Origin of the sequence: Tunturibacter empetritectus, assembly GCF_040358985.1 — a bacterium.
GTDB lineage: Bacteria > Acidobacteriota > Terriglobia > Terriglobales > Acidobacteriaceae > Edaphobacter > Edaphobacter empetritectus.
Window position 1 is genome coordinate 2198722 of record NZ_CP132932.1, and the last position, 13745, is coordinate 2212466.

At 58.6% G+C, this 13745-nt stretch carries 11 protein-coding genes; 8 read left to right on the forward strand and 3 right to left on the reverse strand.

Annotation, left to right across the window (positions count from 1 at the left end; all coding sequences use genetic code 11):
• Positions 1-51 precede the first annotated feature (51 nt).
• From RBB75_RS09185 to RBB75_RS09195, 3 genes are all read left to right on the forward strand, one after another.
• The gene (locus tag RBB75_RS09185) at positions 52-510 is read left to right on the forward strand and encodes a DUF6249 domain-containing protein (protein ID WP_179640510.1); all 459 of its coding nucleotides are present in this window, start codon (positions 52-54) and stop codon (positions 508-510) included.
• Between the two features lie 81 nt (positions 511-591).
• On the forward strand, positions 592-1908 hold the full coding sequence (locus RBB75_RS09190) for a M48 family metallopeptidase (RefSeq protein ID WP_353070257.1): 1317 nt from the start codon (positions 592-594) through the stop codon (positions 1906-1908).
• Positions 1908-2276 carry a histidine triad nucleotide-binding protein gene (locus RBB75_RS09195; protein WP_353070258.1) on the forward strand — a complete coding sequence of 123 codons (369 nt, stop codon included), beginning with the start codon at positions 1908-1910 and terminating at the stop codon, positions 2274-2276. The genes RBB75_RS09190 and RBB75_RS09195 overlap by 1 nt, the downstream gene beginning before the upstream one ends.
• Positions 2277-2435: 159 nt before the next feature.
• Here the strand turns inward: RBB75_RS09195 and RBB75_RS09200 are convergent, their stop codons facing one another.
• A complete protein-coding gene (locus RBB75_RS09200; RefSeq protein WP_179640513.1) occupies positions 2436-3575 on the reverse strand; it encodes a response regulator in 1140 nt (379 codons plus the stop codon).
• 1045 nt (positions 3576-4620) lie between these two features.
• Between RBB75_RS09200 and RBB75_RS09205 the strand changes: the two genes are divergently transcribed.
• A complete protein-coding gene (locus RBB75_RS09205; RefSeq protein ID WP_353070259.1) occupies positions 4621-5334 on the forward strand; it encodes an OmpH family outer membrane protein in 714 nt (237 codons plus the stop codon).
• Positions 5335-5567: 233 nt separating this feature from the next.
• Positions 5568-6248 (forward strand): OmpH family outer membrane protein, encoded by a 681-nt coding sequence (locus RBB75_RS09210; RefSeq protein ID WP_179640515.1) that lies wholly within the window; start codon positions 5568-5570, stop codon positions 6246-6248.
• A 424-nt stretch (positions 6249-6672) separates the two neighbouring features.
• Here RBB75_RS09210 and lepA read toward each other — a convergent pair whose 3' ends face one another.
• On the reverse strand, positions 6673-8475 hold the full coding sequence (lepA, locus tag RBB75_RS09215) for a translation elongation factor 4 (RefSeq protein WP_353070260.1): 1803 nt from the start codon (positions 8473-8475) through the stop codon (positions 6673-6675).
• A 240-nt stretch (positions 8476-8715) separates the two neighbouring features.
• Between lepA and RBB75_RS09220 the strand changes: the two genes are divergently transcribed.
• The 3 genes from RBB75_RS09220 to RBB75_RS09230 all read left to right on the forward strand — a co-directional run bounded on the left by RBB75_RS09220 (position 8716) and on the right by RBB75_RS09230 (position 12997).
• Positions 8716-9999, forward strand: coding sequence for a PP2C family protein-serine/threonine phosphatase (locus RBB75_RS09220; protein ID WP_353070261.1), 1284 nt, complete (start codon positions 8716-8718; stop codon positions 9997-9999).
• 158 nt (positions 10000-10157) lie between these two features.
• Complete coding sequence (locus RBB75_RS09225) at positions 10158-12041, forward strand: lytic transglycosylase domain-containing protein (protein WP_353070262.1); 1884 nt, start codon at positions 10158-10160, stop codon at positions 12039-12041.
• A 158-nt stretch (positions 12042-12199) separates the two neighbouring features.
• On the forward strand, positions 12200-12997 hold the full coding sequence (locus RBB75_RS09230; RefSeq protein WP_179640519.1) for a hypothetical protein: 798 nt from the start codon (positions 12200-12202) through the stop codon (positions 12995-12997).
• Between the two features lie 76 nt (positions 12998-13073).
• On the opposite strand, the gene RBB75_RS09235 is transcribed toward RBB75_RS09230, so the two are convergent.
• Positions 13074-13622 carry a peroxiredoxin gene (locus tag RBB75_RS09235; RefSeq protein ID WP_179640520.1) on the reverse strand — a complete coding sequence of 183 codons (549 nt, stop codon included), beginning with the start codon at positions 13620-13622 and terminating at the stop codon, positions 13074-13076.
• Between the last annotated feature and the right edge of the window lie 123 nt (positions 13623-13745).

Consider the following 13745-nt stretch of genomic DNA (forward strand, 5'->3'; position numbering starts at 1 on the left):
AACTTTCACAGGGCCTCCCGGTCTAACGCGGGCAGAAAGTGGAGGTAGCTTATGGATTTTCTATCAAGTCCGTTTATTGTCCCGGTAGCCGGGTGCGCCGTCGGTGCCGTCGCAATCGTCTCAGGCATCTGGTTTGAAGCTCAACAACGCCGAAACAAGGCCGAACAGCGTATGGCGATGATTGCCCGTGGTGTTCCCATCGCCGAGATCGAGAGACTGTTGGGCTCCGGTGACGAGGAGAAGCGCGTCAGAGATCCTCTGCGCAGCCTCGGCAACGCACGCCGCACCGGAATTGTCCTGGTTTCGGTTGGGCTGGGATTGATCCTGTTCTTCGTAGCGCTCAGCGTCATCGTGCAGGAGCGGGATGTCTTGGCAGGATCAGCCGTCGGCATCATTCCGCTGGCTATCGGAGTAGGCTTTTTCATCGACTACAACCTGCAGAAGCGCGAGCTATCGCGCTTCGGGTTGGAGATCGGTGCCGAATCCTCAGGAGCTGGATCGGACCGGTAAGTTACAACTCCGCGGTTCGATCTTTGCGCCTCGCAAACGAATCATGCACACTGGCTTCATCAGGTTGGAGCCTTTTGATTGATGAATGTCCGTTCAGCTTTGCTTCTGCTGATCAGCTTTTTCGCAATCGCGATTCCGTCATCGAGTGCCCTCGGAACCACCTCCACTGAGGCCCAGGCTCTGCGAGAGGCCGCCCAGAATCACACGGCCTATACGCTGCCGCCTGAAAAACTCAAGCTCGCCAAGGAGTTGTTCCGCGACCGTACCGCGCTGCATCTTCTAGGCGAAGGCTGGGGCTTCCTGCAGCTTATTCTGCTGCTGGCGCTGGGTGTTCCATCGCGCCTCCGCGACGTCGCCGAGAGGGCAACGAAGAGCCGCTGGGGGCAATGCTTCCTCTTCGTCTTTCTCTTCCTGCTTCTTACCGCGCTCCTCAACGCTCCTCTACGGCTCTACGGCCACCATGTATCGCTCGCGTACGGACTCTCGGTGCAGCGTTGGGGAAGCTGGTTCGCCGATCTAGGCAAAAGCTTTCTGCTCGAATGGCTCGTCGCCGGCATCCTTGTAATGGTGCTGTTCTGGGTCATCCAGCGTTCGCCGAAGCGCTGGTGGTTCTGGTTCTGGATCCCGACAATGGTCGCGGTACTGTTCGGCGTCTTTCTCTCCCCGATCCTCGTCGATCCGCTCTTCAACAAGTTTGAACCGTTGCAGCAAAGCAATCCGGCACTTGTAGCGCAGTTGGAGAGAGTCGTCGCACGCAGCGGCGTCACTCTGCCACCCGACAGAATGTTCTTCATGCGAGCCAGCAGCAAGGTCACCAGCATGAACGCCTACGTCACCGGCTTCGGCCCGTCGAAGCGCCTGGTGCTCTGGGATACGACCATCGCCACAGCCACGCCCGATGAGCTCGTCGGCGTCTTCGGCCACGAGCTGGGCCACTACGCGCTGCATCACATCGTGCAGGGCGTCCTGTTCAGCGCGGTTTTGCTGCTCCTCGGATTCTTCGCAGGCCAGCGAATGACCTGGTGGTTGCTGGCGAGATACGGTCCCCGATGGAAGATTCGCTCGCAGAACGACTGGGCCTGTTTAGCGGTGTTAGTGCTGGTCCTAAACGTGTTGAACTTCTTCGCCGAGCCGATCGAAAACAGCTTCAGCCGCTCGATCGAACATGCCGCTGATATTTACGGGCAGGAGGCTATCCACGGTATCGTCTCTGACCCACAAACCACCACCCAGCAAGGGTTTCAGAAGCTTGGTGAGAATTCGTTGGACGACCCCACCCCGCATCCCCTTCTCGACTTTTGGTATGACGGGCACCCATCCACGGCAAGCCGAGCCGCCTTCGCTCTGGCCTACGACCCCTGGACAGCAGGGCAGCATCCAAAGTACTTTCAACCATAATGAAGACCCAGCCGAGTCATCCCGCATCGTCCGACTGTCTCTTCTGCAAGATCGTCGCAGGAGACATCCCGGCAAACCGCGTCTACGAGGACGAGTTCTGCATCGGCTTCCCCGACATCAATCCGCAGGCCCCCACGCATCTGCTCATCATCCCAAGGCAACACATCGCTTCCACCGCGAAGGCGGAGGCGGAACACTCTGCGCTGTTAGGTTCCCTGATGTCTGCGGCGGCCAAGATCGCGCGGGCAGAGAAGCTGAGCAAAGGCTATCGAATCGTCGTCAACACCGGCGAGGACGGCGGCCAGACAGTGAATCACCTGCACCTGCATCTACTCGGCGGCAGGCACATGAACTGGCCTCCGGGCTAGCGCGCGTTTCCTTCCGGCCAAAGGGAGGACCAACGAGTCTCATCCCCACCCAGAAAAGGTACACGCGTCACGAAGTGACCGCCGAATCGGGTCCCCGCGAACAGGTCTTCGTTCGTGGGGTGGCAAGCGTAGTGGGCTCGTCCGGCAGGACGCACGCGGTTACATATTGAAGTTCGGCTCTTCTTCCTCTTCCATGCCATACCGGCGGAGGAGGTTCGGAAGATTCTGCGAGAAGGCTGCACGCGGCATCACCGTATCGCATCCCGCTTCGACGGCCTTCGCCTTCAGATCTCCCTGCAGATGCGACAGGAAGCCGATGATCGAGGTGCTGCGCTTCAGCTTGGTCTTCAGCTTGGGAATCAGCGTCAACGGCTTGGCGTTTGCATTGTTCAGGTCGAAGACGATCAAGCCTGGCCGATCTTCCTCTTCGCCGCCAACCAGCGAGGCGATTGCCTCCTTGTCGTTCTTGACGAAGGCAACCTTGACCCCGAGCTTACGCGCTGTCTCAGAGATCTTGGCGATGAAGAAGAGGTCTTCGATGAAGAAGAAGATCTTTGTCGGCGCGTCATCCGCAATTGGAATAGCGCGGCCCTGCGAGTAGTCGATAGGCTGAGAGTCACTCTGGTAGCTGCGTCCGCCACCATGGCCGTTGCTGCGGCCCTGGTAGTTGCCATTGTGCGAATCCATCGTAGAAGGCGGAGTGTCGGCGAAGTTGCCGTTCACGGCGCGATAGCTGTGGTCCATGGGGCCGACAAAGCTGCGTGGACCCCGAGACTGCTGCTTACCGCCGCCGCCCTTGCGTTTGTAGCCGCCGCTGTTATTGCCCGGCTGGTGAGTATCGCGATCGCGATAGCCGCCGCCATTGCTGCTGAATCCGCCGCCGTTGCTGCCGCTGGCCACATTGCCAGGATTCTCAGGCGAGCGTTGACGGTCACGATCCCGAAACTTCTTCTTCCAGCGTTTGCCGCTCGAGGAGGAGCCGTTCTGTTGCTGGCCGGCGTTGGCTTGAAAGCCTTGGCCACCCTGCGGTTGAAAGGTCTGCGGAGCGGCAGCACCCTGAATCGAGCCAACTGGCTGACCCGCACCCTGATCGCCGGACTGGCTTCCGGGTTGAGCGCCCTGAGGGGAGTCTCCACCCTTGCTCTTCCGCTTCCGGCGGCGACGGCGGCTGCTCTTGGACTGACCCATGCCGTGCGCGACGTTCTGCCCGGCAAATTGCGCCTCCCCGTCCTGCTGGACGGGAGACATTGTCGAACCCTGGTGAGAATCTACCTCGGGTACATTCTGCTCTGAAGTCATGCTTCCACTTCCTATTGCTTTAGATCGCAATTAACGTTCTCTCCCACGCAGAAGGCCTCTCCTGCCCCGTGAAGCTCACGGAGGAGGAACCAAACCGGTTTTGCAGCGTCGGATGAAACGGTCTCAAGTTTTACTCGAACGGACGTCTTCTATTGGTATTTGGCTGCAATCACACCGGCGAATCTGCCGGTCACGCACAGCCTGGAGCGCCAGACAGCAGCGAACCTGATTTTCACCCTCTACCTGTTTGCGACAGAGTCCGACAAATCCGGTCTACTGTAATCCTGTGTCTTCGGTCGCCAAATCTACCCAACTTCGTAGCTTTTTGATGACCACACAGTGATCGGCACCCACAGCCGGTTCACAAGGCAACTCCTAGGGTACGCCGAAAGAAGCTACTTGGCAAGAACTCTCTTCTACCACTTCCTGGGCACGATTCCCACAAAACTAGAAGGGCCGCTTAACAAAGCGGCCCTTCTACAGTAAATGGCCAGTCACTGGCCTCCTGAAAGAACTTCCGATGAAGGAAGCAGACCTCCGGACTTATGGTCCACACCATCGGTTGGGTGTAGCTTCTGCTCAGCCGGGGCGGTACTGGCACACACCGGATTCAATCCAACGTGCTCCATTTCATGAAGAAGCAATTAGGTCGCCAAAACGCTAACCCGCAGTACACTGGCAATCTCCCGCAGAAGCTGCCAAACAGCGCCCAAAAATCTGAAAAACAGTAGATTCCCGCAAACCCATTCCATCTTTCCGTAGCATGACGGGCCTTGGCCTGCGGCGTCACCACTGGACCGCCAGCGAACCCGCTCGATTGACCCTGCTCTGGCTGGACCCTATAATCTATGTGTTCCGGCAGCCCTCTCGTTCTGTCGCCGATCTGCCCCACAGCAGGCGGTCCGAGCGAGGCAAAAGATGGGCGTGCTCTGTCTCAAAGGGTGCGTTGATCGAGTGGAGGTAGGGAACGGCCCAGACGGCACGCGATGGTGCGCCAGAAGCCGTATAAGGTTTGATCAATCCCTGAAGGAGTACCACACACTACATGAATCGCACCCTCGCTCTTGTTACCGCCCTCGCTGCGGGAATGACATCCGCTGCCGCCCTGGCCCAGACCTCCGCCACGACCGCCGGCACACCAACTGCAGCTCCCACCCAGACCGCCCCTGCTCCGGCTGCAGCTCCAGCCCCCGTCGCACCACACGCAGTCCCTGCGAAGATTGCGACCATCGAGTTCGAGCAGGTCGCCGCAGCAACCAACGAAGGACAGCGAGCCCTCCAGACCCTGCAGAAGAAGTACGAGCCCAAAGGGGCAGAGCTCCAGGCCAAGGCACAGGAGATCGATACCCTCAAAAAGCAGCTGCAGGCCGCACCGGCAACCCTGACCGAATCCGAACGCGCCTCGAAGCTCCGTGCCATCGACACCAAGGAGAAACAGCTCCAGCGCGATGGCGAAGATGCACAGCAGTCCGTCGCCGGCGAGCAGCAGCAGGTCATCGGCGTGGTTGCCAAGAAGCTCGCGCCGGTCGTGAAGAAGTATGTGGAGGACAATGGCTACACCATGCTCCTCGATATCACAGGCCAGCAGGGTGGCTCGATGAGCGTGCTCTGGACCAGCGATGGCACCGATATCTCGCGTGCCGTTCTCGAGGCTTACAACGCGTCTTCAGGCGTCGCACCTCCGGTCCCGTCTGCGCCGTCACCAACCGCTCACCCGCACGCCTCGGCCACCCCGAAGCCTGCGCTGCCCAAGCAGTAACGCGGCTGACTGAGTTGGTCTACGGAATCTACGGAGAGTTGGCTGGTTTTAGAAAACTGACCTCCGTAGGCACCGAACCTGTTTGCTGAAGACGATGTAGCCCGAAGATCCGAATCGGTCTTATCCAGAGATTTGTAACAAGCATCGTTTTGTAACAGACATCGACCATCGTTTTGTAACAGACATCGACCGACCGAAGAGATCGAAAATTTCGAAGGAGTACCACAGACCGCATGAATCGCACCCTCGTTCTTATCTCCGCGCTAGGCGCCGGATTAATGACCACCGCCGGAGTCTCCCAGACCGCTGCCGCTCCAGCTCCTGCCCCCGCTGCCGCTGCTGCCGTTGAGCCCCAGGCCATCCCCGCAAAGATTGCTCTCGTCGCGTTCGAGCAGGCCGTCTTTGCCACCAACGAAGGCCAGCGCGCCGTCCAGCAGATTCAGGACAAGTACAAGCCCAAGAAAGATCAGATCGACACCCTCTCCAAGGAGGTCGACTCGCTCAAGGCTCAACTGCAGAGTGCTCCCGCAACTCTCTCCGATGAAGAGCGCGCCACTCGCCTGCGCAACATCGACACCAAGGAGAAGGAGCTGAACCGCAACGCCGAGGATGCCCAGACCGCCTACAACGCGGATCTGCAGGAAGCCTATGGCAAGGTGGCCGCCAAAGTCTCAGTTACGCTGAAGGATTACGTCAGCAAGAATGGTTACACTCTTCTGCTCGATGTCAGCGGACAGCAGAGCAACGTGATGTGGGCCAATCAGAACACCGACGTGACCCAGGCCGTTGTGACCGCGTACAACACCACGTCCGGTGTCGCTGCGCCAGCCCCGTCCGGACCATCTTCCCCGGCCCCCACAACAGCTCGTCCACGTCCAACAACGACGCCCAAGCCCGCTGCACCGAAGCAATAACTCCAGAAGTCCACGTCAAAACGCAGCGGGGAGCGATCTCCTCGCTGTGTTTTGCTTGTCTTAGAGGGCTAAGCACAGGACTCCTGTGGAAAAACCTGTGGATTGTGGAAACCAAAACATAAGCGAAAGTCGCTCAACCGACCCTCCTGCCAACCACGCCGCTTCTTCGATGTACGTCTAAGTGCATCAAAATCAGCGTATTGAAAGACCCTGTCAAAAGTAATGAGAGCTTGCGCGGGGTGACCCTCAGCAACTATCGCTGTTTCAAGGGTTTCCACAGATCGTCGTTACGACCAGGTTACAAATTTCCGCATCTAATCCAGATGTGTGCCAGAATTGCACGCAAATTGTCTGATCTAACCGCATTTCACAAAACAAAGCTCGAGCTAAAACTCGAAGTGCCTTAAACCCTTGTGCAATCAGGCTACTCCTCGCCCACCTTGAGGACCGCAAGAAAAGCCTCCTGCGGAATATCGACCTTGCCAATCCGCTTCATCCGCTTCTTGCCCTCTTTTTGCTTCTCCAGCAGCTTACGCTTCCGGCTGATGTCGCCGCCGTAGCACTTCGCGATTACATTCTTCCGAATCGCCGTCACCGTCTCACGCGCAATCACCTTCGAGCCGATCGCCGCCTGAATCGCAACCTCAAACATCTGTCGCGGAATCAGCTCCCGCATCTTCGAAACCAGCGCCCGGCCGCGTTGCTGCGCAAAATCTTTGTGAATGATGATCGAGAGCGCATCCACTGGATCGCCGCCAATCAGAATATCCATCTTCACCATCGGCGAGACCCACATCCCCGCAAGCTGATAGTCCAGCGATGCGTAACCGCGCGAGACCGTCTTCAGGCGATCGTAAAAATCCAGCACAATCTCATTCAACGGAAGCTCATACGTAATCAGAACCCGCGTATCCGAAACGTACTCCATGTTCTGCTGACGCCCGCGCTTCTCTTCCACCAGCTTCAGAATTCCGCCGACGTACTCTTCGTTCGTCAGAATCTTCGCCACAATCACCGGCTCTTCAATCTGTTCGATCTCGGTCGTCTCCGGCCACCGCGAGGGATTATCCACCTCGCGCACGCTGCCGTCGGTCATGGTGATCTTGTAGCGCACGCCCGGCGCAGTCGTAATCAGATCAAGATCGTACTCACGCTCCAGCCGCTCCTGAATAATCTCAAGATGCAGCAGTCCAAGAAAGCCGCAGCGAAACCCAAACCCAAGCGCCACCGAAGACTCAGGCTCAAACGAAAATGAAGCATCGTTGAGGCGAAGCTTTTCCAGCGCATCGCGCAGCATCGCGTGCTCATGCGAATCGACGGTGTAAAGCCCCGCGAACACCATGCTCTTGATATCTTCAAAACCCGGCAGCGCCTCCGCACAGGGATTTTCGACCGAAGTAATGGTGTCGCCGACCTTGGTATCCGCAACGTTCTTGATCGTGGCAACGAAGAAGCCAACCTCGCCTGCGCTCAGCTCCGCAAGCTCAACCGGCTTCGGCGTCATCACGCCCATACTTTCCACATCGAACATCTTTCCGTTCGACATCACCTTGATCTTCATCCCCTTGCGCAGCCTGCCGTTGATGATGCGCGCCAGAACAATCACGCCTCTATAAGGATCGAACCAGCTATCGAAGATCAATGCCTGCAGTGGCGCCTCGGGATCGCCCTCCGGCTGCGGCAGCAGCGTCACTACAGCCTCTAGAATGCTCGCAACATTCAGCCCCGTCTTTGCGCTCACAGCAATCGCATCATCCGCAGGCAGCCCCACGGACTTCTCAATCATCTCCTTCGTGCGCTCGATGTCCGCGCTGGGAAGATCGATCTTATTGATGATCGGAATAATCTCGAGTCCATTCGAGATCGCAAGATACGCGTTGGCCAGCGTCTGCGCCTCCACACCCTGCGACGCATCGACCACCAGCAGCGCTCCTTCGCACGACGCCAGCGAGCGCGAAACTTCATAGGAAAAATCGACATGGCCCGGCGTATCGATCAGGTTCAGCTGATAGGTATCGCCATCCTGCGCCTTGTACATCATGCGGACGGTATGGGCTTTGATCGTAATGCCGCGCTCGCGCTCCAGATCCATGGCGTCCAGCACCTGGGCCTGCATCTCGCGCGAGGTCAACGAACCGGTGAGTTCAAGCAACCGGTCGGAGAGAGTGGACTTGCCATGGTCGATATGCGCGATGATCGCGAAGTTGCGGATGTGACTTGGATCCATTTTGTAGCTGGGTAGCCTCAATATCCATCTTAACACCCATGCGTCTCTGCAAGCAGGAACGGCCACGTTGCGAAAATGCTCAGACCGCACTGATCTCCAACGACTTGCGGCAACGGGCAATCTCATTCGAGGGCACTCCCGAAATCAGGCCTGTTCACAAACTCAAACTTTGCATCGCGGCGTAAGCCGCAACATCAAACCTGCATAGATTCCTGTCCAGTCCTTGCCAAGGAGGACACCATGGCGACCCAACTCCCCCCGCTCAATGCATTTGATGCCCTCGAAGTACTTCCCCACAACATTCACTCCTCCTGCGAGTTCATCCAGGCCCTGATGAAGTTGCAGCGGGCGGCGCAACTCATCACCTCTACCCTCGACCTCGATGTCCTGTTCGATCGCGTCGTAAACGACATCGCCGACGCCATCGGCTGCGTGGAGGTCTCCGTCTGGCTGCGCGAAGCGGGCGGCGACGAGCTGGTCCTTCACGGCGTTCGTGGATGCTCAACCTATCGCAAAGGGGACCGCTTCAGGATTGGCGAACGAGGCATGGTCGGCCACGTCGCCGCAACCGGCGTGACGCGCTACGCCGGCGACGTAACCATCGATCCTTACTACGTTGCATGCGAACTTGACGTGCGGTCTGAGGCTACAGTTCCGCTCCTGCTTCACGGCGAAGTCATCGGAGTCCTGTGCGTCGACCACAAGCGGCTCAACGCCTTCTCGGACGATCATATCGCCGTCATGGAAGCGTTGGCCGGCCACATCGCAGTGGCCATCGAAAACGCCAGGCTCTTCCGCAACGAGCGCCACGAGCGCGAGCAGATGCAGCTAGAAGCAGACGATGCCCGCGCCGTCCAGCAATCGCTCTTCGTCAAGGCTGTTCCGCTCGTCTGTGGCTTCGCATTTGAAACCGCGTGGAACCCAGCCGGAGCCGTCGCTGGCGATTGGTTTGATCTGATCGACCTCGGCGACGATCGCTGCGGTATCGTACTCGCCGATGTCTCCGGCAAAGGAATGCCCGCGGCCCTCTTGATGTCGGCCACACGCGCCATCCTGCGCTCGCTGGTCAAGCTCGATCCCTCTCCCGGAAAAACGCTTATGCAGCTCAATCAGATCCTGATGGAAGACTTTCCCATGGGCAAGTTCGTCACCATGATCTATGGCGTGCTCGACGCGCGGTCCCGCGAGATCACCATCGCCAGCGCCGGACACCTCCGTCCTCTCCTCATCAACGGTTCGAGCTCCTTCCTCGACATCGACACCGGCATGCCGCTCGGACTCGGCGCAACAACCTACCCCGAATACAAGGTCACCCTCAAGCCGGGCACGCAGCTCCTCTTCTATACGGACGGCATCACCGAGGCAACGAACCACAGCGACGAAGAGTACGGCGCAGCCCGGCTGGCCGATCACTTCCTGCAGCCATCGGCTTGCGTGGAGGGGCTCATCGAGGAGGTGTCTAGATTCAGCCACGGATCGACCCACACCGACGACGCAACCGCCGTCCTGATACGGAGCCGGTAACCAAAATAGAGTGCTGACTCGATTGCGACAACATGCTGCCGCGTTCTGATGGGAGAGCGCCGCGTCGCCTCCGCGAAGTTCTACTCGACGGTTCATTCCGTAAGCCACCGCGAATTTGCTTCTTGCACCCCGTACAATGAAAAGCGAAGATGGTGCGGATGACTTTTAGCGATTCGGTGCGAACCGTGGCACTCGTGGTGGCGTGTGCGCCGCTTGTACTGTTGGCGGGCTGCCCGCAGGATCAGACAGCGTCGCCCGGCAGCGCCTCGCCTGCGACAACCGCTCCAACGATCACGCAATCTTCAACTGCAACCCCATCGCAATCCCCGCAGGCCGCTACCTCCACGGAGCAATCAGTTGACAACTCCGCCCGCGCCTTCAAGGTGCAGCAGTTGATCAACTCCGCCGAGGCCGCCTATCGCAGCGGCGTAGACAACTATCGCGCCGGCCGTCTCGATGCTGCGCGGATCAACTTCGACTCTGCTGTCGACCTAATGCTCACCAGCGGCATGGATCTCAAAACTGATCCGCAGCTCGCCGATGAGTTCGATCATCTTTTGAACGCGGTCAACTCGCTCGAGATGGCAGCCCTGAAGCAGGGCAATGGATTCTCCCCGAAGATCGAAGAGGCGCCGCTCGACACCGCCGAAGATCTCACCTTCCCCGCGAATCCTGAGCTCACCGCAAAACTGAAGGCCGAGCTGCAGACCGCGTCCGACCTGCCCCTCGTCATCAACGATCAGGTCGCAGGCTACATCGGCTACTTTGCGAACTCGCCCTCCTTCCACGCCCACATGCTTGCGAGCATGGAGCGCGCCGGAAAATATAAGACCATGATTCAAAGAGCGCTGACCGATCAGGGTGTCCCGCAGGACCTCATCTATCTCGCGGTGGCCGAATCGGGCTTTCAGCCCCAGGCGCTCAATTCGAGGTCAGGCGCTGGCGGCATGTGGCAGTTCATGCCGACCGGCGCCTACGGTCTGGCGCGCAACGGCTACTTCGACGAACGCTTCGATCCCGAAAAATCTTCGATCGCCTACGCGAAGTACATGAAGTCCCTCTATAACCAGTTCGGCGACTGGTATCTCGCAATGGCTGCCTACGACTGGGGTCCAGGCAACGTGCAGCGTGCCGTGCAGCGGACCGGCTATGCCGACTTCTGGGAGCTCTATCGCCGCAACGCGCTGCCCAGGGAGACCCGCGACTACGTTCCAAAGATCCTCGCCGCCGTCATCATGGCCAAGAACCCAGAGAAGTACGGCCTCGACAAGATGGTGCCCAACGAACCCGTCGTCTCCGATACCGTCTCGGTCGACTACGCAATTGATCTTCGCCTGGTGGCCGACCTCACTAGCTCCTCTCTCCCCGAGATCGTGGCCCTCAATCCCAGCCTCCTGCGCATGACCACGCCGGGCGACATGCCCTTCGATCTGCACATCCCCGTCGGCACGCGCGATGTCTTCACCGAGCGCCTCAAGGAGATTCCCGAGGACAAACGCAACACGTGGCGCTTTCACGTGGTCCGCTCCGGCGAGTCGCTTGACGGCATCGTCTCCTCGTTGCATGCCCGTCTCAGCGACGTCGTCACCGCCAACGGCCTCTCTCCGACGGACGACGTCGACGCCGGAGACGAGCTCGTCATCCCGGTGACCGTCGCCCAAAGCACGCGACCGCAGCGATACACCGTGCGTCGTGGCGATACGCTAATCACCGTCTCCGATCGATTCGGGGTCTCAGTCGAAGAGTTGCGGCGATGGAATCATCTCCCCTCAAGCAGCGTGAGGCCCGGTGCCTCCCTCGCAGTCGCCGAGCCGGTCAAGCTCGCGCCCGGGACGCATGTGCGCGGCAGAGGAGCTCGCAGGAGAAAGGGCGTTCGCACCGTTTCGGCCAGTGTTCATCAGGGTTCCGCGCATCCCTCCCGCGGTCGCACCAGCGCGAAGACAAGCGGAGCCTCAACCGCAACCAAGTCGACAGGCAAGAAAACTTCAGGTGCGGCGAAGCCTGGTTCCGTCACCAAAACGAAAAAGAAAGCTACACGATAAGCTACCTCGTGAAAAAGATTGCTTGCCTTCGGTAGCGCTTGGATGCATCCTGTTGCTAGAATCTCGTCCCGGGGAGTAAAGACGTTTTTTGTTGCATCGAAGCTGGTAAGACAACGCAGAGAGCGATAGAAGTAGAGAGCAGTGAGGGGATAACAACAATGATGTTCGATGACACCATCAAGCTTCACGCGACTGCAGCCGAGGACGATCATAACTTCGGCGAGGAACACGATGACGACCAGGACGATCTGAACCGCCGCTTCAGCGACGACGAAGAAGAGGAAGAGGTCACGATGACCTCGGACGATGATGAGGCTCAGCTCGACCCGGAAGACACCGACGACGATCCTCACGCCGAAGAGGCGAAGCTGTTCGCGCTGCCTCCCTCCCCGGTGCGCAGCTACGAGCCGCCAACCAGAGAGTCGGTGCCGCCGACAAAAGGCGCGTCCTCCGCAGGCACCGCAAAGCCCGCGGTGAAGAAGGCCGCACCAGCCAAAAAAGCCGCACCAGCCAAAAAGGCTGTAGCCGTGAAGAAGGCCATAGCAGTCAAGGCGCCGGCAAAGAAGGCTCCTGCGAAGAAAGCCGCCGCCAAAAAGGCCGCGAAGAAAGTCGTCGCCAAAAAAGCTGCGGCAAAGAAGTCCGCACCGAAAAAAGTTCTGGCGAAGAAGGCCGCTCCCAAGAAGGCCGCCGCCAAATCAAAATCTGCCGCGAAGAAGGTTAGTGCTCTGCGCGGCGGTAAGGTCGCCCCCAAAAAGGCGGCCGGCAACAAGAGCACTGCAAGCAGTAAAAAACTAAAGAAGAGAGGTACTACCTTGGCAACTAAGAAAGCAGCAAAGAAGGCACCAGCGAAGAAGGCAGCAGCAAAGAAGGCTCCTGCTAAGAAGGCAGCCAAGAAGGCTCCTGCTAAGAAGGCCGTAAAGAAGGCTGTAAAGAAGGCTGCTCCAAAAAAGAAGTAACTAACACCAAGGCAAGCAAATAGGCCCGGACTCCTCAATTGAGAGCCCGGGCCTTTTTGCGTCTGCTGATAAGTTCCTACTTCTTGGCGGCCGAAATCTCAGCCAGAACTTCCGTGCTGTGGACGTTTGGGTCGACCTTCTCCCAAACCTTCACCACCTTGCCGTCGGGCGAGATCAGAAACGTCTCGCGGTTGGCAAACTTCATCACGCCAAAGTTCTTCACCGGAACGCCATAGAGATCGACAACCTTGTGATTCGGATCAGCCAGCAGTTTGAAACCGAACGTATCCTTCGAGCACCACGTCTTGTGCCCCTCCACCGTATCCAGACTCACACCCAGAACCACCGCGTTCAGAGCGTCATACTTCGCAAGGTCGCGCTGAAAGTTATGTGCCTCAATCGTGCACCCGCTCGTCTGGTCCTTCGGGTAGAAGTAGAGCACCACCCACTTGCCCTTATAGTCCGCCAGACTCACCGGCTTGTCCTCCTGCGAGGGCAGGGTAAAGTTGGGCGCCACCGCTCCAGCCTGTATTGTGTCTGCGGCAGGCGCTGCATTCGCCCTGATGCCTACGCCGCACGCCGCTGCTACGCCGATGATTGCTGCGATCCAAACCGCTTTGCGCATGGTGATCCCCTTATGTCCTTCTCTTAGCTGTAGACGAATGGCCGTCGCATAACCCGCGCGCCGAATGTCCTGACGGCAATTCTACCCTTCCCCCACAGGCCTTTACAGGGCAATGACAAGATC